This window comes from Nocardia sp. NPDC058244, from assembly GCF_042882065.1.
Classification (GTDB): Bacteria; Actinomycetota; Actinomycetes; order Mycobacteriales; family Mycobacteriaceae; genus Nocardia.
Genome location: NZ_JBHVWX010000001.1, coordinates 1,042,006 through 1,065,570 on the forward strand (window position 1 = coordinate 1,042,006; position 23,565 = coordinate 1,065,570).

General features: G+C 69.9%; 21 protein-coding genes. 14 read left to right on the forward strand and 7 right to left on the reverse strand.

Annotation, left to right across the window (positions count from 1 at the left end; all coding sequences use genetic code 11):
- Nucleotides 1-102: 102 nt before the first annotated feature.
- Both soxR and ACFVW6_RS04810 read left to right on the forward strand, forming a co-directional pair.
- Nucleotides 103-588 carry a redox-sensitive transcriptional activator SoxR gene (gene soxR, locus ACFVW6_RS04805; protein WP_218717207.1) on the forward strand — a complete coding sequence of 162 codons (486 nt, stop codon included), beginning with the start codon at nucleotides 103-105 and terminating at the stop codon, nucleotides 586-588.
- Between the two features lie 45 nt (nucleotides 589-633).
- Nucleotides 634-1,386, forward strand: a complete 753-nt coding sequence (locus ACFVW6_RS04810; RefSeq protein ID WP_378823617.1) for an isocitrate lyase/phosphoenolpyruvate mutase family protein — start codon at nucleotides 634-636, stop codon at nucleotides 1,384-1,386.
- A 94-nt stretch (nucleotides 1,387-1,480) separates the two neighbouring features.
- On the opposite strand, the gene metG is transcribed toward ACFVW6_RS04810, so the two are convergent.
- Complete coding sequence (gene metG, locus ACFVW6_RS04815) at nucleotides 1,481-3,049, reverse strand: methionine--tRNA ligase (RefSeq protein WP_378823616.1); 1,569 nt, start codon at nucleotides 3,047-3,049, stop codon at nucleotides 1,481-1,483.
- A gap of 1 nt (nucleotide 3,050) precedes the next feature.
- On the opposite strand from metG, the gene ACFVW6_RS04820 reads away from it, so the two are divergent.
- The 6 genes from ACFVW6_RS04820 to rsmA all read left to right on the forward strand — a co-directional run bounded on the left by ACFVW6_RS04820 (nucleotide 3,051) and on the right by rsmA (nucleotide 10,098).
- Nucleotides 3,051-3,905, forward strand: a complete 855-nt coding sequence (locus ACFVW6_RS04820; protein ID WP_355273396.1) for a TatD family hydrolase — start codon at nucleotides 3,051-3,053, stop codon at nucleotides 3,903-3,905.
- Between the two features lie 172 nt (nucleotides 3,906-4,077).
- Complete coding sequence (locus ACFVW6_RS04825) at nucleotides 4,078-5,205, forward strand: transglycosylase family protein (RefSeq protein WP_365008020.1); 1,128 nt, start codon at nucleotides 4,078-4,080, stop codon at nucleotides 5,203-5,205.
- Nucleotides 5,206-5,508: 303 nt separating this feature from the next.
- The gene (locus ACFVW6_RS04830; protein ID WP_365008018.1) at nucleotides 5,509-6,654 is read left to right on the forward strand and encodes an alpha/beta fold hydrolase; all 1,146 of its coding nucleotides are present in this window, start codon (nucleotides 5,509-5,511) and stop codon (nucleotides 6,652-6,654) included.
- Between the two features lie 113 nt (nucleotides 6,655-6,767).
- Complete coding sequence (locus ACFVW6_RS04835; RefSeq protein ID WP_378823614.1) at nucleotides 6,768-7,922, forward strand: lipase family protein; 1,155 nt, start codon at nucleotides 6,768-6,770, stop codon at nucleotides 7,920-7,922.
- A 105-nt stretch (nucleotides 7,923-8,027) separates the two neighbouring features.
- A complete protein-coding gene (locus ACFVW6_RS04840; protein WP_378823612.1) occupies nucleotides 8,028-9,182 on the forward strand; it encodes a lipase family protein in 1,155 nt (384 codons plus the stop codon).
- A 34-nt stretch (nucleotides 9,183-9,216) separates the two neighbouring features.
- On the forward strand, nucleotides 9,217-10,098 hold the full coding sequence (gene rsmA, locus ACFVW6_RS04845) for a 16S rRNA (adenine(1518)-N(6)/adenine(1519)-N(6))-dimethyltransferase RsmA (RefSeq protein ID WP_357342854.1): 882 nt from the start codon (nucleotides 9,217-9,219) through the stop codon (nucleotides 10,096-10,098).
- Nucleotides 10,099-10,398: 300 nt separating this feature from the next.
- On the opposite strand, the gene ACFVW6_RS04850 is transcribed toward rsmA, so the two are convergent.
- Entirely contained in the window at nucleotides 10,399-10,605 is a 207-nt protein-coding gene (locus ACFVW6_RS04850; protein ID WP_355273385.1) for a cation transporter, read from the reverse strand.
- 152 nt (nucleotides 10,606-10,757) lie between these two features.
- Here ACFVW6_RS04850 and ACFVW6_RS04855 point away from each other — a divergent pair, with 152 nt between their 5' ends.
- The gene (locus ACFVW6_RS04855) at nucleotides 10,758-11,693 is read left to right on the forward strand and encodes a 4-(cytidine 5'-diphospho)-2-C-methyl-D-erythritol kinase (RefSeq protein ID WP_355273383.1); all 936 of its coding nucleotides are present in this window, start codon (nucleotides 10,758-10,760) and stop codon (nucleotides 11,691-11,693) included.
- Nucleotides 11,694-11,696: 3 nt separating this feature from the next.
- On the opposite strand, the gene ACFVW6_RS04860 is transcribed toward ACFVW6_RS04855, so the two are convergent.
- A complete protein-coding gene (locus ACFVW6_RS04860; RefSeq protein ID WP_378823608.1) occupies nucleotides 11,697-12,548 on the reverse strand; it encodes an LLM class flavin-dependent oxidoreductase in 852 nt (283 codons plus the stop codon).
- A gap of 168 nt (nucleotides 12,549-12,716) precedes the next feature.
- Between ACFVW6_RS04860 and ACFVW6_RS04865 the strand changes: the two genes are divergently transcribed.
- The gene (locus ACFVW6_RS04865; protein ID WP_378823606.1) at nucleotides 12,717-14,501 is read left to right on the forward strand and encodes an ABC-F family ATP-binding cassette domain-containing protein; all 1,785 of its coding nucleotides are present in this window, start codon (nucleotides 12,717-12,719) and stop codon (nucleotides 14,499-14,501) included.
- Nucleotides 14,502-14,505: 4 nt separating this feature from the next.
- On the opposite strand, the gene ACFVW6_RS04870 is transcribed toward ACFVW6_RS04865, so the two are convergent.
- Both ACFVW6_RS04870 and ACFVW6_RS04875 read right to left on the reverse strand, forming a co-directional pair.
- The gene (locus tag ACFVW6_RS04870; RefSeq protein ID WP_355273375.1) at nucleotides 14,506-15,345 is read right to left on the reverse strand and encodes an Abi-alpha family protein; all 840 of its coding nucleotides are present in this window, start codon (nucleotides 15,343-15,345) and stop codon (nucleotides 14,506-14,508) included.
- Complete coding sequence (locus tag ACFVW6_RS04875; RefSeq protein ID WP_355273373.1) at nucleotides 15,336-16,550, reverse strand: hypothetical protein; 1,215 nt, start codon at nucleotides 16,548-16,550, stop codon at nucleotides 15,336-15,338. The genes ACFVW6_RS04870 and ACFVW6_RS04875 overlap by 10 nt, the downstream gene beginning before the upstream one ends.
- Before the next feature lie 434 nt (nucleotides 16,551-16,984).
- Between ACFVW6_RS04875 and ACFVW6_RS04880 the strand changes: the two genes are divergently transcribed.
- Nucleotides 16,985-17,857: an Abi-alpha family protein gene (locus ACFVW6_RS04880; RefSeq protein WP_355273370.1), complete on the forward strand. Its 873-nt coding sequence runs from the start codon at nucleotides 16,985-16,987 to the stop codon at nucleotides 17,855-17,857.
- 267 nt (nucleotides 17,858-18,124) lie between these two features.
- The gene (locus ACFVW6_RS04885; protein ID WP_355274612.1) at nucleotides 18,125-18,673 is read left to right on the forward strand and encodes a nuclear transport factor 2 family protein; all 549 of its coding nucleotides are present in this window, start codon (nucleotides 18,125-18,127) and stop codon (nucleotides 18,671-18,673) included.
- A gap of 23 nt (nucleotides 18,674-18,696) precedes the next feature.
- Here ACFVW6_RS04885 and ACFVW6_RS04890 read toward each other — a convergent pair whose 3' ends face one another.
- Nucleotides 18,697-20,337, reverse strand: coding sequence for a peptide chain release factor 3 (locus ACFVW6_RS04890; protein ID WP_378823602.1), 1,641 nt, complete (start codon nucleotides 20,335-20,337; stop codon nucleotides 18,697-18,699).
- A gap of 296 nt (nucleotides 20,338-20,633) precedes the next feature.
- Between ACFVW6_RS04890 and ACFVW6_RS04895 the strand changes: the two genes are divergently transcribed.
- Both ACFVW6_RS04895 and pth read left to right on the forward strand, forming a co-directional pair.
- Entirely contained in the window at nucleotides 20,634-21,254 is a 621-nt protein-coding gene (locus tag ACFVW6_RS04895) for a 50S ribosomal protein L25/general stress protein Ctc (RefSeq protein WP_378823600.1), read from the forward strand.
- Between the two features lie 24 nt (nucleotides 21,255-21,278).
- Nucleotides 21,279-21,857 carry an aminoacyl-tRNA hydrolase gene (pth, locus tag ACFVW6_RS04900; protein ID WP_355273363.1) on the forward strand — a complete coding sequence of 193 codons (579 nt, stop codon included), beginning with the start codon at nucleotides 21,279-21,281 and terminating at the stop codon, nucleotides 21,855-21,857.
- A gap of 51 nt (nucleotides 21,858-21,908) precedes the next feature.
- Here the strand turns inward: pth and ACFVW6_RS04905 are convergent, their stop codons facing one another.
- The gene (locus ACFVW6_RS04905) at nucleotides 21,909-23,552 is read right to left on the reverse strand and encodes a fatty acyl-AMP ligase (protein ID WP_378823597.1); all 1,644 of its coding nucleotides are present in this window, start codon (nucleotides 23,550-23,552) and stop codon (nucleotides 21,909-21,911) included.
- Nucleotides 23,553-23,565 lie beyond the last annotated feature (13 nt).

A 23,565-nucleotide genomic window follows, 5' to 3' on the forward strand; every position in this document is an offset into this window, starting at 1 on the left:
CACGGAAGACCCGCAGACCCGGTGGGTGCGGAGTCCTCCCGTTTTTCGTACACGCCACGAAAACCTCAAGTATTGTTGAGGGCGAAAACGGGAGGAGCGCAGATGACGACGGCCGATTGGCAAACGAAGGAGCTGACCCCCGGGCAGCTATCCGATCGTAGTGGAGTTGCAGTGTCCGCGTTGCACTTCTACGAACGTGAAGGTCTCATATCGAGTCGTCGAACCAGTGGCAATCAACGGCGCTACGCTCGCGAAACGCTGCGCCGGGTCGCTTTCATCCGCATCTCTCAGCGCGTCGGCATCCCACTCAGTGAGATCCGCTCGGCGCTGGACCGGCTCCCCGAAGGCCGCACGCCCACCCGCCGCGATTGGGAGACGCTGTCCACCACCTGGCGCGAGGACCTCGACGACCGCATCACCCAGCTCACCCGGCTGCGCGACAACCTCACCGGCTGCATCGGCTGCGGGTGCCTGTCGCTGGGCTCATGCAAGCTCGTCAACGAGCACGACCGGCTCGGCGCGGAGGGGCCGGGCGCGCGCGTGCTCGACGTCCAGCTCAACTGCCCGCCGCGATCGGGGTGCGTCTAGCTCGGTCTACGGCGCGCGCGGCCGCGGTGCGGCATCATCGCGGGTATGACCTCTCTGGACGCGAAAGCGAAGACTCTGCTCGAACTGCACCAGCCCGGTGATCCGGTGGTGCTGCCGACCGTGTGGGACGCGTGGTCGGCGAATGTCGCTGTGGCCGCTGGCTTTTCGGGGCTCACACTGGGTAGCCATCCGGTCGCCGATTCGGTCGGGCGCAGCGACGGCGAGGGGATGACCTTCGACGAATTGCTCGCGCGCGTCACGCAGGTGACCGGGGCCGTGGAGGTGCCGGTCTCGGTGGACATCGAGTCGGGCTACGGGCTCGAACCCGCGCGGCTGATCGAGGGGCTGCTCGGCGCCGGCGCGGTCGGGCTCAATATCGAGGACACCGTGCACAGCGAGGGCAAGCGGCTGCGCTCGCCCGAGGAGCACGCCGAGCTGGTCGGCGGGCTGCGTGCGGCGGCCGACGCGGCGGGAGTGCACGTCGTGGTGAACGCGCGCACCGATCTGTTCCTGCGTCAGGACGGGGACGAGGCCGACCGGGTCGATCGGGTCATCGCCCGGCTGCGGCTGGCCGCCGACGCGGGCGCGGACGTGCTGTACCCGGTGGGCTGGCACTCCGACGAGGTCCAGCGCAGGCTCGCCACCGAACTGCCGTTGCCGATCAACGCGATCGCGCAGCCGGGGACGCCGGCCAGGGCGCATCTCGCCGAACTCGGCGTCGGCCGGATCAGCTTCGGGCCGCTGTTGCAGGCGGCACTCGGCGCCGAAGCGAGCAAGCTGCTCGCCGCCTGGAACTGATCCCGCACGGACAGCTCGGATCACCTACCGCCGGTCGCCGACGGTAGGTGATCCGGACCCGGGCCTGGCCCGAATACGCGGGCGGCGGGCTAGCTCACTCCTTGGGTTCGACGTAGCGCGGGAACACCGGTTCCGGCGCGGGCAGGTCGATCCCGGGGACCAGGGGAGTGGCGATATCGGCGAAGGCGCGGCCGTCCTGGGCGAGCAGGTCCAGGATCTTCGCGGCCGAACCCGGCATCACCGGCTGCACCAGGATCGCCACGATCCGGACCACCTCGAGCGTGACGTAGAGGACCGTGGCCATCCTGGCCAGGTCTTCCTCTGTGCCCGACTTGCGCAGCGCCCACGGGGCATTGGCGGAGAAGTACCGGTTGGTCTCGCCGAGGGTCAGCCAGATGGCCTCCAGCGCCAGGTGCATCTGCTGGGCGTCGAAGTCGGCGCGGCAGCGCTCCAGCAGGGCGTTGGCGCGGTCGAGCAGGGCCCGGTCGTCCTCGGTGAAGGCGCCCGGCGCTGGTGCCTTGGCGTCGCAGTTCTTGTTGACCATGGTCAGGCTGCGCTGGACCAGGTTGCCGAACTCGTTGGCCAGGTCGGCGTTGATCCGGCCCGCGATGGCGTCGTTGCTGTAGCTGCCGTCCTGACCGTATGAGATCTCGCGCAGCAGGAAGAAACGCACCTGGTCCAGGCCGTAGGTCGACACCAGGGCGAGCGGGTCGACGACATTGCCCGTCGACTTCGACATCTTCTCGCCCTTGTTGTACAGGAACCCGTGCACGAAGACGCGGTCCGGCAGCTCGATCCCGGCCGACATCAGGAACGCGGGCCAGTACACCGTGTGGAACCGGGTGATGTCCTTGCCGATGATGTGCACATTGGCGGGCCAGAACTTCTGGAACGCCGCCGAATCGGTGTGCGGGAAGCCGACACCGGTCAGATAGTTGGTGAGCGCGTCGACCCACACGTACATGACGTGATCGGGGTGGCCGGGCACCGGGACGCCCCAGTCGAAGGTGGTCCGCGAGATCGACAGATCCTTCAGTCCGGCCTTGACGTAGCTCACGATCTCGTTGCGCCGGGTCGCGGGCGCGATGAACTCCGGCTGCTCCTCGTAGAGCGCCAGCAGCTTGTCCTGGTACTCGGAGAGCTTGAAGAAGTAGTTCGACTCCTCGGTCCAGGTGACCGGGGTCTGGGTCTCGGTCGAGACGCGGGTGCCGTCGTCGAGGAGGGTGGTCTCCTCCTCGGTGTAGAAGGCCTCGTCGCGCACCGAGTACCAGCCGGAGTAGTTGCCCAGGTAGATGTCGCCGTTGGCGAGCATCTTCTCCCAGAGGGCGACGCTGGCGGCCTTGTGGTCCTCGTCGGTGGTGCGGATGAAGCGGTCGAAGGAGATGTCGAGCGCCTTGTCCATCGCCTCGAAGACGTCGGAGTTGCGGGCCGCGAGTTCCTGCACCGGGATGCCCTCGGTGGCCGCGGTCTGCTGCATCTTCTGACCGTGCTCGTCGGTGCCGGTCATGAAGAACACGTCGTAGCCGTCGAGTCGCTTGAACCGGGCCAGCGCGTCGGTCGAGATGTACTCGTACGCGTGCCCGATATGCGGCGCACCGTTGGGGTACGCGATGGCCGTGGTGATGTAGAAGGCGGGCGCCTCGGCGCCTTCAAGTGCGCTCATGATGGCAACTACTGTAATCCGCGTGGCAAACCAGAATCGTCCGGCTCCGCCCCTTCCGCCGCCGCTCGCGCCCCTGATCGATGCGCACACCCACCTCGACGCCTGTGGCGCAACCGATGCCGCCTCGACCACGGCGATCGTGGACCGCGCCGCCGCGGCGGGCGTCGGGCACGTGGTGACCGTCGCCGACGATCTCGCCGCCGCGCAGTGGGCCGTACAGGCCGCGCAGTGGGACCCGCGGGTCTACGCCGCCGTCGCGCTGCATCCGACCAGGGCCAACGCCCTCGACGACAAGGCCAAGGCCGAGCTGGAGTACCTGGCCACCGACCCTCGCGTGGTCGCGATCGGGGAGACCGGCCTGGACTACTACTGGCCGGGCAAGCTCGACGGCTGCGCCGATATCGAGACCCAGATCGAGGGTTTCCGCTGGCACATCGACCTGGCCAAGCGGGTCCGCAAGCCACTGATGATCCACAACCGCGAGGCCGACCACGACCTGCTCACGGTGCTGCTCGACGAGGGCGCCCCGGACACCGTGATCTTCCACTGCTTCTCGTCCGACGCGACCATGGCGCAGGCCTGCGTTGCCGAGGGATACGTGCTCAGTTTCTCGGGCACGGTCAGCTTCAAGAACGCGCACGAACTACGCGAGGCGGCCCAGCTGGTGCCCGACGACCAGATCTTGGTCGAGACCGACGCGCCGTATCTGACGCCGCACCCGTATCGCGGCGCGCCGAACGAGTCGTACTGCCTGCCGTACACGGTGCGGGCGCTGGCCGAGGTGCGCGAACAGGACCCGGCGGAACTGGCCGAGATCACCACCGCGAACGCGCGCAGGCTGTACCGGATTCGCTAGCCCGATTCGTCCGGTCGATAGGGGGCTGGACGATAAACGTGTTTCGGCTCACATCCGCCGGTCATAGTCGTTATCTACCAGCGACGTCTATATCGAATCGTGACCTGCGATCCCGCTGATCGGGGCACACGGTGTTGTCTGGGGCAAACCTTGTCGTTATCGTTCTGTAACCATGTCGGCTTTTGCGCGGATCAACTCGTCTCGCTCGCCGCTGCTGTACGCGGCGGTGGCGGCCATGCTGCTGATTCTCATGGTCGGTGCGTCGATGGCCATCGTGAACCACAAGACGGTCGCCCTGGTCGTCGACGGTGAGCGCAGCGAGCTCTCCACCATGTCCCGTGATGTGCGAGCCATCCTGGCCGACGCCGGCTACGAGCTCTCCGAGCACGACGCCGTCACCCCCGCCGCCGGGTCCAAGGTCTCCGACGGCGCCACCATCACGCTCAACCGCGGCCGCGAGATCACCGTCTCCGTCGACGGCACCGAGCGCAAGGTGTGGACCACCGGCATCACCGCGGGCGACGCGCTCGCGCAGATGCAGATCCCGGCCGACACCCACGTCGTGCCGACCCGCACCGAGAAGCTGCCGCTGGCAGGCGCCGCGCTCAGCGTCTACTCGCCGCGCACCGTCTCGCTCGTCGACGGCGGCGCCGCCGCGGTCGACGTGCGCCTGGCCGCCGCCACCATCGGCGAATTCCTCACCGCGGCTGGCATTCCGCTCAAAGACCAGGACTTCACCGAACCGGCCGCCACCACGCCGCTCACCGAGGGCATGAAGGTGACCGTCACCCGGCAGCGCGTCGAGCAGCGCACCGAGACCCTGCCGCTCGATCCCGCCGAACTGGTGATCGAGGACCCGACCATGAACATGAGCCGCACCGTCGTGGAGAACCCGGGCGAGGCCGGGCTGCACGAGGCGACCTTCGCGGTCACCCTGACCAACGGTGTCGAGTCCAGCCGCGTGCAGACCAACTCCAACGTCATCACCCCGGCGCAGCCCAAGACCATCCGCAAGGGCGCCAAGCCGGGCACCGAGGTGCCGCCGGTGCGCGACGGCGCGATCTGGGACGCGCTGGCCCGCTGCGAGTCGACCGGCAACTGGGCCATCAACACCGGCAACGGCTACTACGGCGGCATCCAGTTCGACCAGAGCACCTGGGAACGCCAGGGCGGCCTGAAGTACGCCCCCCGCGCCGACCTGGCCACCCGCGAAGAGCAGATCGCCATCGCCGAGGTCACCCGCGCCCGGCAGGGCTGGGGCGCCTGGCCTGCGTGCACGGGCCGCCTCGGCCTGAGCTGAGTCTTCGGAGCGCTGGCGCGCTAGAGTCGCGGCCCTCCGGTCCTGCCGATCAGGCACCGTGGCTTGCTCCTTCGTCGCGTACGCCACGGCGCCTGATCGGCGGGACGGCCGCGACGGCCGACTGCGTCGGCCTGCCCCTCCTCGAGGTCGGGGCGTGTTGGCTGAGTGGGTTGTCGGCGCCTGATCTGGGTTTGCTTCGGCGGGTCGGGTTGACCGGGGGAATTCGCGGGGTAGTTTGCACTCGTTTCGCCGGGTCTGTGTCTCGTGCGTTGTCCCGGCTCGTCGAGTCGAGGGTGGGTTGTGATGCGTGGGGTTTCGGCCTGGCGGCGGGCGGCTGTCGCGGTGGCGTTGTCGGTGGGTGCGGGGGTCTGTGTGCCGCTGACGCCCGCGCACGCGGAGACGCCGGGGGCGGTGATCGCGGTCGTTCCGCAGGCCGACGGATTCCACGGGATGTCCGGCGCGCAGGTCATCGACTACTGGACCAGGGGTGTCGGCGGGGTGACGCAGCCCGCGAGCGGTGCGCTGTACCTGCCCGAGGGTGACGCGCCCGCTGGTGGCTGGCCGGTGGTCGCCTTCGACCACGGGACCACCGGGCTCGGCGCCGGCTGCGGCGGGCAGTCCGATCCGGCGGGTGCGCCCTGGCCGGAATCTCAGGCCGGGCAGGACGAGTTCCTGCGTCATCTGGTGGCGCAGGGGTATGCCGTCGTCGCGCCGGACTACCTGGGGCTCGGGCGGTTCGACACCGGGCCGCACCCGTATCTGGGCATCGACACCGAGGCCACCGCCACCCTCGACCTGCTGCGCGCGGCGCGGTCGGTGCGCTCGGATCTGTCGCCGGTGTGGGTGGCGGCGGGCATGTCGCAGGGCGGGCAGGCCGCGCTCGGCACCGGGCACCGGCAGGCGAGCTACGCGCCGGAGCTGGACTTCCGCGGGACCATCGCCATCGACCCGGAATCCGATGTCGAGAAGGTGGCCACCCTGCTCGGGCCCGGCAATCCGGATCGGGTCAGCGGCGGCGTGCTCGGTTTCTCGGTGAGCATTCTGGCCGGGCTGCGGGCGGCCAGGCCGGACGCGCAGGTCGACAGCTACCTCAGCCCGCTGGGCCGCCAGGTCCTCGACGAGATCGGCACCCTGTGCCAGGACGCGATCGACGAGCGCGTCGCGGATCTGACGCTCGGGCAGCTGCTCACCCGATCCCTCGGCGACGAACCGCTGCGCTCGGTGATGGCCGACTACATGGCCGTGCCGACCAGCGGCTACGACGCGCCGATCCTGCTGCTGGTCAACGCCACCGACCGCACGGTGCCCTCGCCGCTGCACGCCGCGCTGGCCGCCCAGTTCACCGCCAACGGCGTGGACTACACCCCGGTCGTCGGCACCGGCAAACACTGCGAACTGAACCCGGCGATGATCGCCGCGATCGACGATTTCCTGGCCCGGGCGCGCTGACCGGTTCCCTTCCCCGCTCCGACGCAGGTCGCGAGTGGTGTCCAAGCAACCGTTCAGCGAACTGTACGATCGTCCAGTTCATTGCTGCCGATCGGCCGGAAAGGTAACCCCTGATGCCGAAGACCCTGAGCCGCGCTGCGATCGCAGCCGCCCTCGCCGCTGTGCTGGTGACCGCCGCCAACGCGCCCGCTTCGGCGGCCCCCGGTGACGTCCTGGCCACCGAAGCGCGACCCGCGGGCTGGCACGGCCAGGCACGCGGCTCGGTGATCGAGTACACGACCACCGATTCCGCGGGCGCCGAGCGTCCGGCCAGCGGTGCGCTGTTCCTGCCCGCGGGCACCGCGCCCGCCACCGGCTGGCCGATCATCGCCTACGACCACGGCACCCTGGGCTCCGGTCCCGGCTGCGGCGGTCAGGCCGATCCCGACCTGGCCCCGCTGCCGGCCAACCGCGCCGCCGAGGACGAGCTGATCGGGCGCCTGGTCGACCAGGGCTACGCCGTCGTCGCGCCGGACTACCTCGGGCTCGGCCGCTTCGCGACCGGCCCGCACCCCTACCTGGAGGTGCGCAGCGAGGCCACCGCCACCATCGACCTGGTGCGCGCCGCCAGGGCTGCGCATCCCGAACTCTCGCGGACCTGGACCGCCCTCGGCGCCTCGCAGGGCGGCCACGCCGCGCTGAGCACCGCGCACGTGCAGCAGAGCTACGCCCCCGAGCTGGACTTCCGTGGCATCGCCGCCGTCGACCCGGCCTCCGACGTGGAGAAGGTCCTGCCGCTGCTCGGCCCCGGCTTCCCGGAGATCGAGGGCACCGCGGGCCTGACCGGTTTCACCGTCAGCATCCTGGCGGGTCTGCGCGCCACCCATCCCGAGGCCGAGGTCGACTCATATCTCACGCCGAGAGGAAAGGCGATCCTCGACGCCGCCGGTACCCAGTGCATCGACGAGATCGTCCGGAACGTCAAGGGACTCGGCTTCGGCGACCTGTTCGCCCGCAGGCTCTCCGACGGGCCGCTGCGCCCGGCCCTGATCGCGTACATGACCGTGCCGACCAGCGGCTACGACGCGCCGATCCTGCTGCTGATCAACGCGACCGACACGGTCGTGCCCTCGCCGCTGCACGCCGCACTGGTGGCCCAGCTCGCGGCCGGTGGCGTCGATTTCGAGACGGTGACCGGCTTCGGCGAGCACACCGTGCTCGATCAGCGGATGTGGAACGCGCTCGACGGGTTCGTCGCCCGGGTCAACGCGGTGCCGCCACAGCGCTGACGACGCGGGTCCGCCGGCGCGCATGGTCGCTCGACGCGCCGAGCGGACCGGCGACTGATCTGTACACTCGTCCAGGAACTGTCGCCTGGTGGAGAGCTGAATCCGTTGCCGAAGACCACGATCCGCGGGACGCTCGTCGCCGCCGTCACCGTGAGCGCGCTGTGCGCCGCCGGGTTCGCGCCCGCGGCCGCCGAAGCGCCCGGTTCGATCATCTCGGTCGAGCGCAAGCCCGCGGGGTGGCACGGAATGGCGCGCGGGTCGGTCGTCGAATACTGGATGACCGACTCGGCGGGCGTCGCGCGCCCGGCCAGCGGCGCGATGTATCTGCCCGCGGGCGATGCCCCGGCCACCGGCTGGCCGATCCTGGCCTACGACCACGGCACCTCCGGCTCCGGCCCGGGCTGCGGCGGCCAGGCCGATCCCGAACTCGCGGCGCTGCCGCAGCATCGTGCCGCCGAAGACGCGCTGATCAAGCGCTTCGTCGACCAGGGCTACGCCGTCGTCGCGCCCGACTACCTCGGCCTCGGCCGCTTCGAGACCGGCCCGCACCCGTATCTCGAGGTGCGCAGCGAGGCGACCGCGACGATCGATCTGGTGCGGGCCGCCCGCGCCGCCGATCCCGAGCTGTCGCGCACCTGGAGCGTCCTCGGTGTCTCGCAGGGCGGGCACGCCGCGCTCAGCACCGCGCACGTGCAGCAGAGTTACGCCCCCGAGCTGGACTTCCGCGGCACGATTGCCGTCGACGCCGCCTCCGACGTGGAGAAGGTGCTGCCGTTCATCGGGCCCGAACTGCCGGAGATCCCGGTGCTGGCCGCGGCCACCTCGTTCGTCGTCAGCATCCTGGCCGGACTGCGCGCCACCCACCCCGAGGCCGAGGTGGACTCCTACCTCACGCCGCTGGGTAAGTCGCTCGTCGACGCCGCGGGCGACCGGTGCCTGGACGCGATCATCGCCTCGGCCAAGGGCCTGACGGCGCGCGACCTGCTCGCCCGCCCGCTGACCGGCCTGCGCGATGTCCTCGCCGCCTACATGACCCTGCCGACCAGCGGCTACGACGCCCCGATCCTGCTGACCATGAACGTCACCGACACGATCGTGCCGTCCCCGCTGCACGCGGCGCTGGTCGCGCAGCTCGCCGCCAACGGCGTCGATCAGCAGGTGGTCCCCGGCACGGGCACGCACGGCTCGGTGTCGGCGGAGCAGCGGGCCGCGATGGACGCCTTCCTCGCGCGGGTCAATGCCGCCCCGCCGCAGCGCTGAGCTGCTCGATCGACCGGGTTGGTAGGTTCTAGCGGTGCCCGAACCAGAGATTCCCGCGCGCGGTAGCGCCGCACTGCTCGGTCCCGCCGAGGTGCGGACGCTGGCCGAACGCTTCGGCGTCCGGCCGACCAAGCAGCTCGGGCAGAACTTCGTGCACGACGCGAACACGGTGCGCCGCATCGTCACCGCCGCGGGCGTCGGCCCGAAGGACACCGTGCTCGAGGTCGGTCCCGGTCTCGGCTCGCTGACCCTGGCGCTGCTCGACGTGGTCGACCGGGTGGTCGCCGTCGAGATCGACCCCGTGTTGGCCAACTACCTGCCCGAGACCGTCGCCGACCGCGCCCCCGGCCTGGTCGACCGGCTCCAGGTCGTCGAGGCCGACGCCCTGCGCGTGCGCCCCGACCAGCTGCCCGCCGAGCCGACCGCGCTGGTCGCGAACCTGCCCTACAACGTGGCGGTCCCGGTGCTGTTGCACCTGCTCGCGGTACTGCCGAGCATCGGGGTGTCGCTGGTGATGGTGCAGGCCGAGGTGGCCGACCGGCTGGCGGCCGAACCGGGCAACCGGGTGTACGGGGTGCCGAGCGTCAAGGCCGGTTTCTTCGGCAAGGTGCGCCGGGCGGGCGCGGTCGGCACCCAGGTCTTCTGGCCGGTGCCGCGCGTCGAATCCGGCCTGGTCCGCATCGATCGCTACGCCGAGCCGCCGTGGCCGATGGACGAGGCGCATCGCAGGCGCGTGTTCGAGGTGATCGACGCAGCCTTCGCGCAGCGCCGGAAGACGTTGCGCTCGGCGCTGTCCGGCTGGGCGGGTTCGCCCGCGGAGTCCGAGCGCAGGCTGGTGGCGGCCGGCATCGATCCGACCGCCCGCGGCGAGACGCTCGACACCGCGGCGTTCGTCCGCCTGGCCGCCCAGGGGTAGTCCGCGAATCGCTGCCTCGCGCAGTCGAACCCGCAGTACACCGGCTGTTCATCGGGGCCCGTCCGCGCACCCTGTGAAAGCAATTGTGGACAACCGGTTTTCGCCGCCGGCGGAGTTGATCATGATGCACGGACGACATCACCGGTCCGGCGCGAAATCCGCCGGTGGCGGGCCGCTGGGTGCAGATGTGGATGACGCTGTGGATGATTCGCGGCGTCGTCGCGACGGATGAACCGCTGGTGAACGCGCCGCGGCCCGCGCCGGAGGGCGCGGGCCGCGGATGACTTCGCGAATCGGGGGTCAGCGAGCCAGTTCGTACCCCGCCTCGTCGACGGCGGCGGCGACCTCGGACTCGGTCAGCTCGTTCGCGCTGTCGACCTTGACGAGACCGCTGGCCAGGTCGACGTCGACGCTGGTGACACCGTCGATCTTGCCGATCTCCTGCTTGACCGAGCTCACGCAGTGTCCGCAGGTCATCCCCGTGACGGTGTAGGTGGTGGTGGCCATGGCCGACTCCTTCGCTCTTCGATCATACGGTCCAGGGGTATGTCCCCGACACGAATGAACATACCCCCTATGGGTATCTGACGCAAGCCCCGCCCGCCGGGCGAGGATTCAGCGCGCGTACTCGTCGGTGTAACCCGTTACGCTTGGTGATCGTGCTGTCAGTTGTGCCCAGCCCGGTCGTCGTGCGCGCTCCTTCGAAGGTGAACCTGCATCTCGGAGTCGGTGATCTGCGTCCGGATGGATATCACGACCTGACCACCGTCTTCCAGGCATTGTCGCTGGCCGACGAGCTCGAACTCGCCCCGTCGGCCTCGCTGGCCGTGCGGGTCACCGGCGAGGGCGCGGCCGAGGTGCCGACCGATCGGGAGAACCTGGTGTGGAAGGCCGCGGTGCGCCTGGCGCACCTGGCCGGGCGCGCGCCGCTGGTGGAGATCGCCATCGCCAAGGGTATTCCGGTCGCGGGCGGCATGGCGGGCGGCAGTGCCGACGCGGCCGCCGCGCTGGTCGGGCTGAACGAACTGTGGGACCTGGGCCTGGGCCGTGACGAGTTGTCCGCGGTGGCCGCCGAACTCGGCAGCGATGTCCCGTTCGCGCTGCACGGTGGCACCGCGCTCGGCACCGGGCGCGGGGAGCGGTTGCTTCCGGTGCTGTCGCGCAACACCTTTCACTGGGTGCTCGCGCTGGCCAAGGACGGCCTGTCCACCCCGGCGGTGTTCCGCGAACTCGATCGACTACGCGCCGAGGGCGATCCGCCGCGGCTGGGCGATCCGCAGAAACTCATGCAGGCGCTGGCCGCGGGCGACCCGCACACCCTCGCGCCGCTGCTCGGCAACGATCTGCAGGCCGCGGCGCTGTCGCTGAAGCCCGAGCTGCGGCGCACGCTGCGCGCCGGGGTCGGGGCGGGCGCGCTCGCCGGTCTGGTCTCCGGATCGGGCCCCACCTGCGCGTTCCTGTGCGAGACGGAGGAGGCGGCGATCGCGGTGGCGGCCGAACTGGCCGGTGCGGGCGTGTGCCGCAGTGTGCGCACGGCCAGCGGTCCGGTGCCGGGGGCCCGGGTGCTCGACACTGAGGCGCACGGGAAGCATTGAGCGTCAGCCGATGACGTCGGCCAGCCGGTCGACCTGGTCGGCGTCGCGGCCGTAGCAGTAGAGCATCACCTCGTCGGCGCCGAGCTCGTCGAATCGCGCGATGGTGGCGCGAATGGCTTCGGGTGTGGTGAGCAGCCCGTCGAGCATGAACTTCGAGCGGTCGCCGGCGAAGGCGTAGTAGGCGCTCATGGACGCGCGGGCGTCGGCGAGCAGGTCGTCGTCGCCGACGGCCACATTCACCTGGGCGACCATCCGCGGCGCGCCCGCGCGGCCGTGGTCCTTCCAGGAGCGGCGCACCGTGTCGAACAGGTTGCCCGCCCAGGACGGCGGCGCGGCGGCGAGGAATCCGCCGCCCCAGCGGCCGACCCGGTCGAGCGCGGCGGGCTGGAAGCCGCCGAACAGCAGCTCGGGTCCGGTGGGGGAGAGCGGGGCCGGGCCGATCGGGCCGCAGTCGGGGCCGAACGGTGCACCGGCCCAGAGGCGGTGGAGCAGGCCGATCTGCGCGTCGAGGCGGCGACCGCGGGTGCGCAGCTCGGTGCCCGCGGCGACGTGGTCGTCGGCGCGCCCGCCGACGCCGACGCCGAGGACGAACCGGCCGCCCGACAGCACGTCGAGAGTGGCGGCCTGCTTGGCCAGCAGCGCGGTCTCGCGTAGCGGGGCCAGGAGTACCTCGGTCTGCAACCGGATGCGGCGGGTGGCGCCGGCCAGCGCGGCGAGGGTGGTCAGCGGTTCGGGGTTGTCGTAGGCCAGCCGGTCGAGCAGGCCGAGGGAGGAGAACGGGCCGTCGTCGGCGCGACGGGCCCAGTCGAACAGGGCGATCGGATCGGAAATGGGGAGGCCGAGGCCGATGTGCATGGAATCCTCCGAGTCAAGAACGTTGTTCGTGTCGAACGTTGTTCGCTACGAACAACGTTAAACGAACGGCGTTCGTCGCACAAGGCGGAGCGGATCGGACCGCCGCCGACCGGGCAAGTAGGCTCGTCACGGCCCCACAGTCGCGCGGAAGGCGGGCGAGCAACACCTATGTCCAACCTGATCAACCTCGAACAGGTCGCCAAGAGCTTCGGCATCAAGCCGCTGCTGGACGACGTCTCGCTCGGAGTGCACGCGGGAGAGCGGATCGGGGTGGTCGGTCTCAACGGTGGCGGCAAGACGACGCTGCTCGAGGTGCTGACCGGCCTGGAGCAGCCCGACAGCGGCCGGGTGAGCCGGGTCGGTGGCCTGCGGATGGCGGTGGTCACCCAGCGCGGCGTGCTGCCCGAGGGCGCCACCATCGGCTCCATCGTGCTCGCCGGCCTGTCCGACGACCTGTCGACCGCCGATATCGCCGAACACGAATGGGCCGCCGACGCGCGCGTGCGCTCGGTGCTCGACGGCATCGGCATCGCCGACCTCGGCCTGGACACCCCGGTCACCAACCTCTCCGGTGGCGAGCGCCGCCGCGTCGCGCTGGCCGCCGCGCTGGTGCGCGACCTGGACCTGCTCGTCCTCGACGAGCCGACCAACCACCTCGACATCGAGGGCGTGCAGTGGCTCGCCGAGCACCTGGTCGCCCGGCGCACCGCGCTCGTCGTGGTCACCCACGATCGCTGGTTCCTCGACACCGTCGCCACCCGGACCTGGGAGGTCGTCGGCGGCAAGGTGGAGACCTACGAGGGCGGCTACGGCGACTGGATCTTCGCCCGCGCCGAACGCGCCAGGCAGGCCGATGCCACCGAGGCCCGCCGCCAGAACCTGGCCCGCAAGGAACTGGCCTGGCTGCGGCGCGGCGCCAAGGCCCGCACCTCCAAGCCGCGCTACCGGGTGGAGGCCGCCGAGGCGCTGATCGCCGACGTGCCGCCGCCGCGCGACTCGGTCTCGCTGGCCGCGTTCGCGCGCAAGCGCCTCGGCCGCGTGGTGATCGAACTCGAGGACGCCACCCTCACCACCCCCGACGGCCGCGTGCTGGTCGACGAGCTGACCTGGCGGCTCGCGCCGGGCGAGCGGGTCGGTCTGGTCGGTGTCAACGGCTCGGGCAAGACCACGCTGCTGCGCGCGCTGGCCGGCGACGCCGAACCGGCCACGGGCAAGCGCATCCAGGGCCAGACCGTCCAGATCGGCTGGCTGCGGCAGGAACTCGACGACCTGCCCACCGATATGCGGGTGCTCGAGGCCGTGCAGCAGATCGCGCAGCGAATCATGCTCGGCGACAAGGAGATCTCGGCCGGTCAGCTGGCCGAACGGCTCGGCTTCACGCCCGCCCGGCAGCGCACCCCGGTCGGCGACCTCTCCGGTGGCGAGCGCCGCCGGCTGCAGCTGACCCGCATCCTGATGGCGGAGCCCAACGTCCTGCTGCTCGACGAGCCGACCAACGACCTCGACATCGACACCCTGCAGCAGCTCGAGGACCTGCTCGACAACTGGGCGGGCACGCTGGTCGTCATCAGCCACGACCGCTATCTGGTCGAGCGCATCTGCGACACCACCTGGGCACTCTTCGGTGACGGCAAGCTCACCAACCTGCCCGGCGGCATCGACCAGTACCTCACCAAGCGCGCCACCCTGGCCACCGCCGCCAAGCCCGCCGCCGCGAAACCGGCAGCGGCGACCACGGATTCGGCCGACCGCCGCGCGGCCCGCAAGGAACTGTCCCGCCTCGAGCGCAGCATCGCCAAGCTCGACGAGCGCGAACAGAAACTCCACGTCGCCCTGGCCGACGCCGCTACCGACCCGGACAAACTGGTGAAGCTCGGCGCCGAACTCAAAGAGGTGGTGGCGGAGAAGGAAGCCGCCGAGGAACGCTGGCTGGAACTAGCCGAAGACCACTGATCTCCTAGGTGGCGGTCTGCCCGTCGGTGATGACGACGGGCAGACAGGTCTGCACGAAGTCGGCGCCGAATTCGGTGAGGATGATGCTGCGGTAGCTCACCTTGGTGCCGAAGCCGCGCTTGAGCGCGTCGCGCACCTGCTCCTGCGCCTCGATGAGCTGGTAGCGGCTCGGGTTGCCGACCGGCTCCCTGGTGGACTCGATGAGCCCGAGTCTGCGCAGGTTGGGCAGGTACTGCGGCACCCGGTTCGGGAAGCGCAGGCCGGCGTGCTCGCCGATCAGGGTCAGGCCGCTGATCAGGCGTTCCCCGCCGAAGGCCCGCTGACGGCCGGTGCGGACGTCGAGCGCGGGCTGCGGTCCGTCGACGTGCATGAACCGCAGGATCCGCGCTTCGTCGGGGGTGATCTCGGCCAGGATGCCGGGGTAGGCGGGGTGCGCGTCGGGCTGGGCGGCGTGCGTGCTGGCCGATAGTCGCAGCAGTTCGGCGCCCTGTTCGCGCAGCGTCGGCATGCCGCCGTCGCCGGGGTGTTCGGTGCCGACGGGCAGGCCGAGCGCGTGGCGGAGCCGGTCGCGCACTTCGCCTTCGGCTTCGGCGAGGACTTCCTTGGGCGGGGTGCCCGCGATGCTGCCGCGCAGCACGGTGACCGTCACGCCGAGGGCGGTGTCGAGCGTCCACAGGGTCACCCCCGAGGCCGCGGTGAGCGCGACCCGCGCGACACCGGTCGCCGCCCGCACCGTGCGCACCGGCGAGACCGGCAGCACGCCACGCCGGTCACCGGTGGCTTCGATCGGCGGTACCGTCCGTCGCACCAGTTCGGTGGACGGGGTCCCGTCGTCTATATCCATGTCGTCGCTACTCCTGTTCCGAAGACCAGGATGTGAGCGTATCCGGCGAGCAGCCCCAGCGCGCCGCCATGGACGAAAAGCAACCATTCGTCCTGTTTGATGGCCGACCGCAGCATGTCCACGAAGTCGTGTGGGGAAAGTGCGGACATTTGCCGGGCGATGTATTCGTTGACCTGCCTGCCCTGCTGGACGTTGAACGCGGGGTCGGCGAAGGCCATCGGCGCGATCGTCATCGCCTCGGCGGTGAGCGTGGATTGCAGCGAGTCGTACTCGCGGCTGCCCAGCATGAACTTCACCGCGGGCCGGGCCGGGCCGAGCGCGCGATCGGCGGCCGGGCGCAGGGTGTCCTCGAGCATCTGCAGGGTGCGGTCCGAGCGCGGGCCGTTGAGCAGCTCGTCGCCGATATTGGCGACGGTGACGACCTCGGTGGAGACGAGTTCGGCGTAGCCGGCGGTGATCTCGGGCTGCCGCTTGATCAGCAGACCCTGCCGCCACGGGCACCACCACTTGGGCGTGGCGGGCGCGAAGATCATGTTGATGCCGACCCAGTTGACCACCCAGCCGATGATGATGCCGCCGATGGGCAGCACGATCAGCGGCGAGAGGCCGGTGGTGTGCAGCGCGAGCACCAGCAGCAGGCCGCAGGGCGCGCCGAAATAGAAGCCGAAGTTCTGCATGAACCGCAGTTCCTTGGCGCCGAGCACCTGGAACAACTGGTTGAGCAATTGTGGCCGCGCCTGGAAATAGCGGATGACCATCTGCTTCACATCGAGCAGCTGATCGATATTGGTGCCGAGTTCGGTGGTGAGTTCGCGCAGGATCTCCGGCAGCTGCGAGCGCACCCGCTGATGCACCATCTCGCGCACCTGGGTGGGCAGGTTGTACCAGAGCTGCGGATGCTCGCGGCGCAGGATCACCTCGACGATGTCGCTGATCTGGGCGTCGGCGACCTCGGCCAGATGTTCGGCCAGCTTCTCCGGATCGAGCTCACGGTAGAAGTCGGACACGCTGCCGAGCTTGGACAATCCCTTGTCGACGGCGATGCTGGCCATCTTGTCCGCGCGCGAGGGCACGATGCCCTGCCAGCCGATCCGCCCGTCATAGCTGAGCAGCGGCAACACCTGGATCCGCTTGGGCAGGTACGGGAAGATCGCGCGCAAGCCGGGCAGCTTCACGCCGTGGAACTTGATCGGCTGGAACAGCATCAGAATGCCGGTCCAGTTCGTGATGTAGCCGATTATTCCTGTGAAAAGAGGAATAGTCAGAATTTCTAGCAGGAGTGTCGGATGCAACCCGAACACACTCTCCAACACGACACCCTCCTGCCGTTATCCGGTGATCACCGCCTCACCGGCACCCAAAATTAGCACCCCCGCGCCGCGGTGACCCTACTGTGAGTTGCGGAACTGGGTCCATTCGTCGTGTGCCAGGACACAGGGTAGTGTCTGAGACATCAGTCACAGAACCTGTCCCGAATGCCGTATTCGTCCTGGCGAGTCGGAACAATGAGCACCACCACATTTGGTGACAGGCCACAACCAGCGCGTTCAGGGGGCGCGCTGCGTACGCACTGTGTTCGGAGCGTGGTCGGGCAATAATCTGTGGGCGATCGTTCCCATGCGAGACTTCGGAGTAGGACGTGACAGACGACAGGACCGGACAGGACCTGGCCCGTGCCGGTACCCGCGCCGTCGAGCGCAGCTCGGACGTCGAGCAGCGACAGATCAGTAACGAAGCCCGGTTGATCCGCGGGGTGTTCCGCGCCGCCGGACTGGCGGCGGGCACCGCGGTGCGCGGCAGCCAGTGGGCGGTCGGCACCACCTACGAGGTGACCAAGGAGCTGGCCCAGGCGGCCCTGGACGGCGAGTCCTCGGCCGATATCGCCGAGCGCACCGGCAATGCCCTGCGCTCGATCGCGCGTAGCGCGCTCGGTGTCACCGAGGGGTCGGTGCGCGAGATCGTCAGCTATGTGCCGACGCCCAACGGGTCCTCCCAGCAGGCCATCACCGTCGGCCCCTACCTGCGCTCGGCCAGCACCGAGGACCTGCGCCGCCGCGGCGACGCGCTGCTGGCCCGCTCGGCCGATGTCTATTTCACCGAGGACGTGCACCCGGCCTACGACCGCATCCTCGACGAGATCGCGCCCGACGAGGCCCGCATCCTGCGCTTCATGGCCCTCAACGGTCCGCAGCCCTCGGTCGACGTGCGCACCAACCGGCCGCTCGGCATCGGCTCGGAGCTGGTGCAGGGCGATCTGACCTCGGTGCCCGAGCAGGCGGGCGTGCGCTACCCGGACCGGGCGCGGTCGTACCTGATCAACCTCAACCGCCTCGGCCTGACCTTCACCTCCGAGGATCCGGTGGTGCTGAGCCGCTACATGGTGCTGGAAGTGCAGCCCGTGGTCGAGGACGCGCTCAAGAAGGCGGGCCGCGCGCCGAAGATCGTCCGCAAGAGCCTGCGGCTGTCGGAATTCGGCGAGGACTTCTGCCGCACCTGCTTCACCATCGGGTAGCTGAGACAGCGCGGGCAGTCGGCGCCGGAGGTCACGCTCCGGTGTCGGCAGTGATAGCGATCAGATACAGATCCGGCACTGCGCTCGTTTCAGTGGGATCGTGGAGGGATGGAGCAGGGGTCCGGATCTCCGAACGTGCGCGTCGACGATCCTGTCGCGCCCACCTCGGCGCGGCCTGGTCCGCTGCTGCCCGGTGACGACGAACCGCTGGTCGCCGGGATGGAGACGGGGGAGGTCCGGATGGCCGACGTGCCGCACGCGGACGCGATGGACGACGAGCAGCCCGAGCCGGTCCAGCGCCCGCCCGATCATCCCGACGACCTCATCGCGCTCAGCCGGCTCAAGTTCCGCTATCTGCGGGCACTCGACACCAAGTCCTGGGACGAGTTCGCCGACACCCTGATCCCCGAGGCGACCGCCACCTACAGCGAATACCTGCAGTTCGAGTCGCGCGAGGCGTTCCTGGCCTTCCTGCGCAACACCCTCGGACCGCACGTCATCACCGAGCACCGTTGCGACCATCCGGAGATCGATGTCGACGGCGACACCGCGACCGGCACCTGGTACCTGGCCGACACGGTGATCATCCCCGAGCACAACATGTGCCTGCGCGGCGCGGCCTTCTACACCGATCGCTACGTCCGCTGCGAGGACGGGCACTGGCGCATCGCGCACACCGGGTACGAGCGCACCTACGAGGTGGTCCTCTCGCTCAGCGACCTGCCCAGCCTGCGGCTGACCGCGAGCCGCTGGGGCATGATCGCGCAGGAGAATCACATCTCCTCGGTGGAGCGCAACCCCGGACCGGCCGCCTGAGGCCGACTCAGACAGTCGACCAGTTAGTCGGCGGTCGCCACCAGGGGCTCCAGCGTGAGCTTCGGATGCTCTTTCTCGATGTACTGCAGCCGCCATTTGTCGCTGAACAGGGCCAGAATCGCGCCGTCGGTGCGGGTGAACACCTCGACGCCGCGCTGCCGATCCAAGTCCGGCGCCGATTCGGCGTCGGTCCGGCGGGCCAGCGTGAACGGCAGGAAATCCAGTTGGGTTTCCACGTTGAACTCCGCCTGCATGCGCGCGGTGACGACCTCGAACTGCATCGGGCCGACCGCGGCCAGCACCGGGGACTGGTCGCCACGGGCGTCGTTGCGCAGCACCTGCACCACGCCCTCGGAGTCGAGCTGGTCGATGGCCTTGCGGAACTGCTTGTACTTGCCCGCGCTCTGCGCGCGCAGCGTCGCGAAATGCTCGGGGGCGAAGCTCGGGATCGGCGGGAACTCCACCTTCTTGTCCACGAACAAGGTGTGGCCGGGGGCGAGCGCGGTCGCGTTCACCAGGCCGACCACATCGCCCGGGTAGGCGGTGTCGACGGTGGTGCGCTCGCGGCCGAACACGGTCAGCGCGTACTTGGTGGCGAACGGGCGGCCGGTCTGCGCGTGCGTGACGACCATGCCGCGCTCGAACTCACCGGAGACGATCCGCATGAACGCCAGCCGGTCGCGGTGCGCGGTGTCCATGCCCGCCTGCACCTTGAAGACCACCGCGCTGAACGGATCGCCGGTCTCGCGGTCCTTGCCCGCCACATCGGCGCGCGCGCCCGGCGCGGGCGCCAAGGCGACCAGGGTCTCCAGCAGCTGGCGCACACCGAAGTTCAGCATCGCCGAGGCGTAGATGACCGGCGAGGTCTGCCCGGCCAGGAACAGCTCCTGGTCGTGGTCTTGCCCGGTGGCCGAGAGCAGCTCGCTCTCCTCGGCGGCGGTCGTCCACGCCTCGCCCTCGCGCGCCTCGGCCTCGGCCGGGGTCAGCGACTCCTCCGGCGCGATGGTCGCGCCACCGGCGGTGCGGGTGAAGTGGATGTACTCGTCGGCCGCGCCCTCGGGACCGCGCCGCAGCAGGCCGCGGAAATCGCCCGCGATGCCGACCGGCAGGAACAGCGGGGTGGGGGTGAGACCGATCCGCTCGCTGATCTCGTCGAGCAGCTCCAGCGGCGCCTGGCCGGGGCGGTCCCACTTGTTGATGACGGTGATGACCGGAATGCCACGGTGGCGGCAGACCTGGAACAGCTTCAGCGTCTGCGGCTCGAGGCCCTTGGCGGCGTCGATCAGCATGACCGCGGCGTCTACCGCGGTGAGCACGCGGTAGGTGTCCTCGGAGAAGTCGGAGTGACCGGGGGTGTCGACCAGGTTGATGACATTGTCGATGTCGGACCCGGCGGCGCGGTAGTTGAACTGCAGCGCCGTGGAACTCACCGAGATGCCGCGGGCCTTCTCCATCTCCATCCAGTCCGACACGGTCGACTTGCGACCGGCCTTACCGTGGATCGCGCCCGCTTCCGAGATCATCTTGGCGTGCAGCGCCAGCGCCTCGGTCAGCGTCGACTTACCCGCGTCGGGGTGCGAGATCACGGCGAAGGTGCGGCGGCGCGCGACCTCGGCGGGTAGTCCGCGCGGGGTGGGGGCGGCGCTCTCTCCGGACTCGGTCAACGCGGAACCTTTCGCAGTGGTCGGCAACTTATAGAGCCTAAAGGTCGCCGGTTCGGCGAGGTCGACGGGGTGTTCTGCCGAACCGACCCGGTTTTTCCGGGCGATGTGGATGCGGTATGGTTGTCGGGTTGTCTCGGCGAGGGTGAGTTGCCCCCAGTGGTTGTGCTCACCGTGATCGACGCGGCTCGGCCTTCCCGGTCGTCCTCGTTCGTTCTTCGTCCGACGAGTAGACGTTGACCCCGCAGATGGGTCGCCACAATGACCAGCCCGGAAGAGCCGTAGGAGCGCATTCAGTCATGTCCGACGTGAACCAGATCGAAGCCGCCGTCCGCACCGAATTCGGTAAGGGCGCCGCTCGCCGTACCCGTCGCGACGGCAATGTGCCCGCCGTGCTGTACGGCCACCAGGCCGAGCCGCAGCACCTGAGCCTGAACGCCAAGGCCTTCGCCGCGATCCTGCGTGAGCACGGCACCAACGCCATCCTGAACCTGGTCGTCGACGGCAAGCAGCAGCTCGCCATGACCAAGTCGGTCGTCGTCCACCCGATCCGCCGCTACATCGAGCACGCCGACCTGCTGATCGTCAAGCGTGGCGAGCGCGTCACCACCGACGTCAACGTCACCGTCACCGGCGATGCCGCCTCCGGCACCCTGGTCACCCAGGAAGCCACCACCCTGTCCATCGAGGCCGACGCGCTGAAGCTGCCCGAGGCCATCGAGGTCTCGGTCGAGGGCATCGAGGCGGGCACCCAGATCCTGGCCGGCGCCATCGCGCTGCCCGCGGGCGTCACCCTGGCCGGTGACCCGGAGGCGCTGATCGTCAACGTGATCGCCGCGCCGTCGGCCGCGCAGCTCGACGAAGAGGGCGAAGGCGCCGCCGCCGAGGAGACCGCCGAGTCGGCTTCCGAGTCCGAGTAAGACTCCTGCACTACGGTTCGGCGCATGACCGAATCCTCCGGGCCCGCGCTCGTAGTCGGGTTGGGTAACCCCGGCCCCGAATACGAGCGTACCCGCCACAATGTGGGCTTCCTGGTCGCCGACGTGCTCGCCGAGCGCGTCGGCGGCCGTTTTGCCGTGCACAAGAAGTCCGGCGCCGACCTGCTGCAGGCCCGCCTGGACGGACGCCAGATCCTGATCGCCAAGCCGCGCGCCTACATGAACCTGTCCGGCAGGCCGGTGGCCGCGCTGGCCAAGTTCTTCTCGGTGCCCGTCGATCAGGTCATCGTCGTCCACGACGAGCTCGACCTGCCGTTCGGCACGATCCGGCTCAAGCAGGGCGGCGGCGAGGGCGGCCACAACGGCCTGCGCTCGATCTCGCAGGCCCTGACCACCAAGGACTACCTGCGCACCAGGATCGGCATCGGCCGCCCGCCCGGCCGCCAGGATCCGGCCGACTACGTGCTCAAGCCGTTCGCGGCCCCGGAGCGTAAAGAGGTCCCGGTGATCGTCGAGCAGGCCGCCGACGCGGTCGAACTGCTGCTGAAGGTCGGACTGGAAACCGCCCAGAACTCGCTGCACTGACCCCGCTTCCCGGCGCGCCCAGGCGAATTCGCCAGGGCGCGCCGAGTGCGTTCAGCGCAGGTGGACCGCGGTGGCAGCGCGCCGCAGCTTGCCCGACGACGTCTTGGGCAGCGCGCCGGGGCCGAGCACCGCGACCGTGCGCGGGCGGGCGCCGACCTCGGCGAACACCTCGTGCACGATCTCGCGCTCCATCCGCTTCACCTCGTCGGGGTCCTGGTAGTCGTTGGATTCCACCACCACGGCGAAGCTTTCGCGCTTCTCGCCCGCGTCCAGGCGCACCGCCACGGCATTGCCGGGACGGACCCCGGGCACCCGCATCGCGGCCCGCTCGATATCGGTCGGGTAGATGTTGCGGCCGCCCATGATGATGACGTCCTTCATCCGCCCGCACACCACGACCATGCCCGCCTCGGTGAGGTAGCCGATGTCGCCGGTGTCGAGCCAGCCCTCCGCGTCCTGCGCGGGCCGGAACCCGTCGACGGTCACGTAGCCCGAAGTCACCGCGGGCCCGCGCAATTCGATGATGCCGACCGTGCGCACCGGCAGCGGCTGCCGTTCGGCGTCGACGACCCGACCCTCCAGGTCGTCGACGAGGTGGCCCAGCGTCGGCAGCCTGCGCGGCGTGCCGTGGTGCCCGTCCTCGGCGACCGGCACGGCCTTGCCGACGGCTTCGAGCAGGTCGGCGTCGATGACGTCGAGGACCATGCCGTGGCCGGGGTCGGGGATCGAGACGGCCAGGGTGGTCTCGGCCATGCCGTAGACCGGGGTCAGCGCCATCGGGTTGAGCCCGAAGTGCTTGCCCGCCTCCGCGAGCGCGATCATCGTGTCCGGGTCGACCGGTTCGGCGCCGTTCCACATGTAGCGCACGCTGGACAGGTCCATCGAACCCGGCTCGGCCTGGCGCAGCCGCCGGGCCAGCAGCGAGTAGGCGAAGTTCGGTGCCGCGGTGACGGTTCCGCGGTACTTGTCGATCAGCTCGGCCCACAGCAGCGGCCTGGCCAGGAAGTCCAGCGGGGTCACGCAGACCACCTCGGCGCCGAATTGCATGGGTACGCTGAGGAAGCCGACCATGCCCATGTCGTGGAACAGCGGCAGCCAGCTGATCATGACGTCGTCGTCGAGCTGGAATTTCACCCGATTGAACATCGCGCGCGCGTTGACGTTGAAGTTGCCGTGGGTGATCCGGACGGCCTTGGGCGAGCCGGTCGATCCAGAGGTCAACTGCTGCAGCGCGATATCGGACTCGCCGGTCGGTACCGGGTCGGTGTCGGGGCCGTCGTGCAGGTCCTCGATCTTGACCACGGTGATGCCGCGCTCCAGTAGCACGGGTTCGGCGGCCGCGAACGGCGCGCCGAGGACGACGGCCTTGGCCTCGATCATGTCGAGCACCGTCTCGGTGTCGCGCACCCAGACCGCGAGGTCGGTCCGCGGTGTCGGCTGGTGCAGCATGGTGATCGACGCGCCGCGCATCCAGATGCCCTGGCAGACAGGGGCGATGTCGACGGGCAGACCGGCCAGGACGCCTACCGCGTCGCCGTGCTCGATCCCGGCGGCCGCCAGGCCACCCGCCATCCGCCGCGCGGCGCGGTGGATTTCCCCCCAGGTCTGCCGCAACGGCGCCTCGGGCTCCCCGGTGACCAGCCCCCTGTGGCTGGTCAACGCTGTGGCAAACATTTCGTCGGTGAACCTGCTCAACGTCGGACTCCCT

Coding starts and splice junctions, on each gene's coding strand:
- ACFVW6_RS04825 (WP_365008020.1), top strand. CDS start 4,078: ATGTCGGCTTTTGCGCGGATCAACTCGTCTCGCTCGCCGCTGCTGTAC.
- metG (WP_378823616.1), bottom strand. CDS start 3,049: ATGAGCGCACTTGAAGGCGCCGAGGCGCCCGCCTTCTACATCACCACG.
- ACFVW6_RS04885 (WP_355274612.1), top strand. CDS start 18,125: ATGGACGACGAGCAGCCCGAGCCGGTCCAGCGCCCGCCCGATCATCCC.
- soxR (WP_218717207.1), top strand. CDS start 103: ATGACGACGGCCGATTGGCAAACGAAGGAGCTGACCCCCGGGCAGCTA.
- ACFVW6_RS04830 (WP_365008018.1), top strand. CDS start 5,509: ATGCGTGGGGTTTCGGCCTGGCGGCGGGCGGCTGTCGCGGTGGCGTTG.
- ACFVW6_RS04870 (WP_355273375.1), bottom strand. CDS start 15,345: ATGGATATAGACGACGGGACCCCGTCCACCGAACTGGTGCGACGGACG.
- ACFVW6_RS04835 (WP_378823614.1), top strand. CDS start 6,768: ATGCCGAAGACCCTGAGCCGCGCTGCGATCGCAGCCGCCCTCGCCGCT.
- ACFVW6_RS04875 (WP_355273373.1), bottom strand. CDS start 16,550: ATGCTGTTCCAGCCGATCAAGTTCCACGGCGTGAAGCTGCCCGGCTTG.
- ACFVW6_RS04820 (WP_355273396.1), top strand. CDS start 3,051: ATGGCAACTACTGTAATCCGCGTGGCAAACCAGAATCGTCCGGCTCCG.
- ACFVW6_RS04860 (WP_378823608.1), bottom strand. CDS start 12,548: ATGCACATCGGCCTCGGCCTCCCCATTTCCGATCCGATCGCCCTGTTC.
- ACFVW6_RS04850 (WP_355273385.1), bottom strand. CDS start 10,605: ATGGCCACCACCACCTACACCGTCACGGGGATGACCTGCGGACACTGC.
- ACFVW6_RS04865 (WP_378823606.1), top strand. CDS start 12,717: ATGTCCAACCTGATCAACCTCGAACAGGTCGCCAAGAGCTTCGGCATC.
- ACFVW6_RS04810 (WP_378823617.1), top strand. CDS start 634: ATGACCTCTCTGGACGCGAAAGCGAAGACTCTGCTCGAACTGCACCAG.
- ACFVW6_RS04895 (WP_378823600.1), top strand. CDS start 20,634: ATGTCCGACGTGAACCAGATCGAAGCCGCCGTCCGCACCGAATTCGGT.
- pth (WP_355273363.1), top strand. CDS start 21,279: ATGACCGAATCCTCCGGGCCCGCGCTCGTAGTCGGGTTGGGTAACCCC.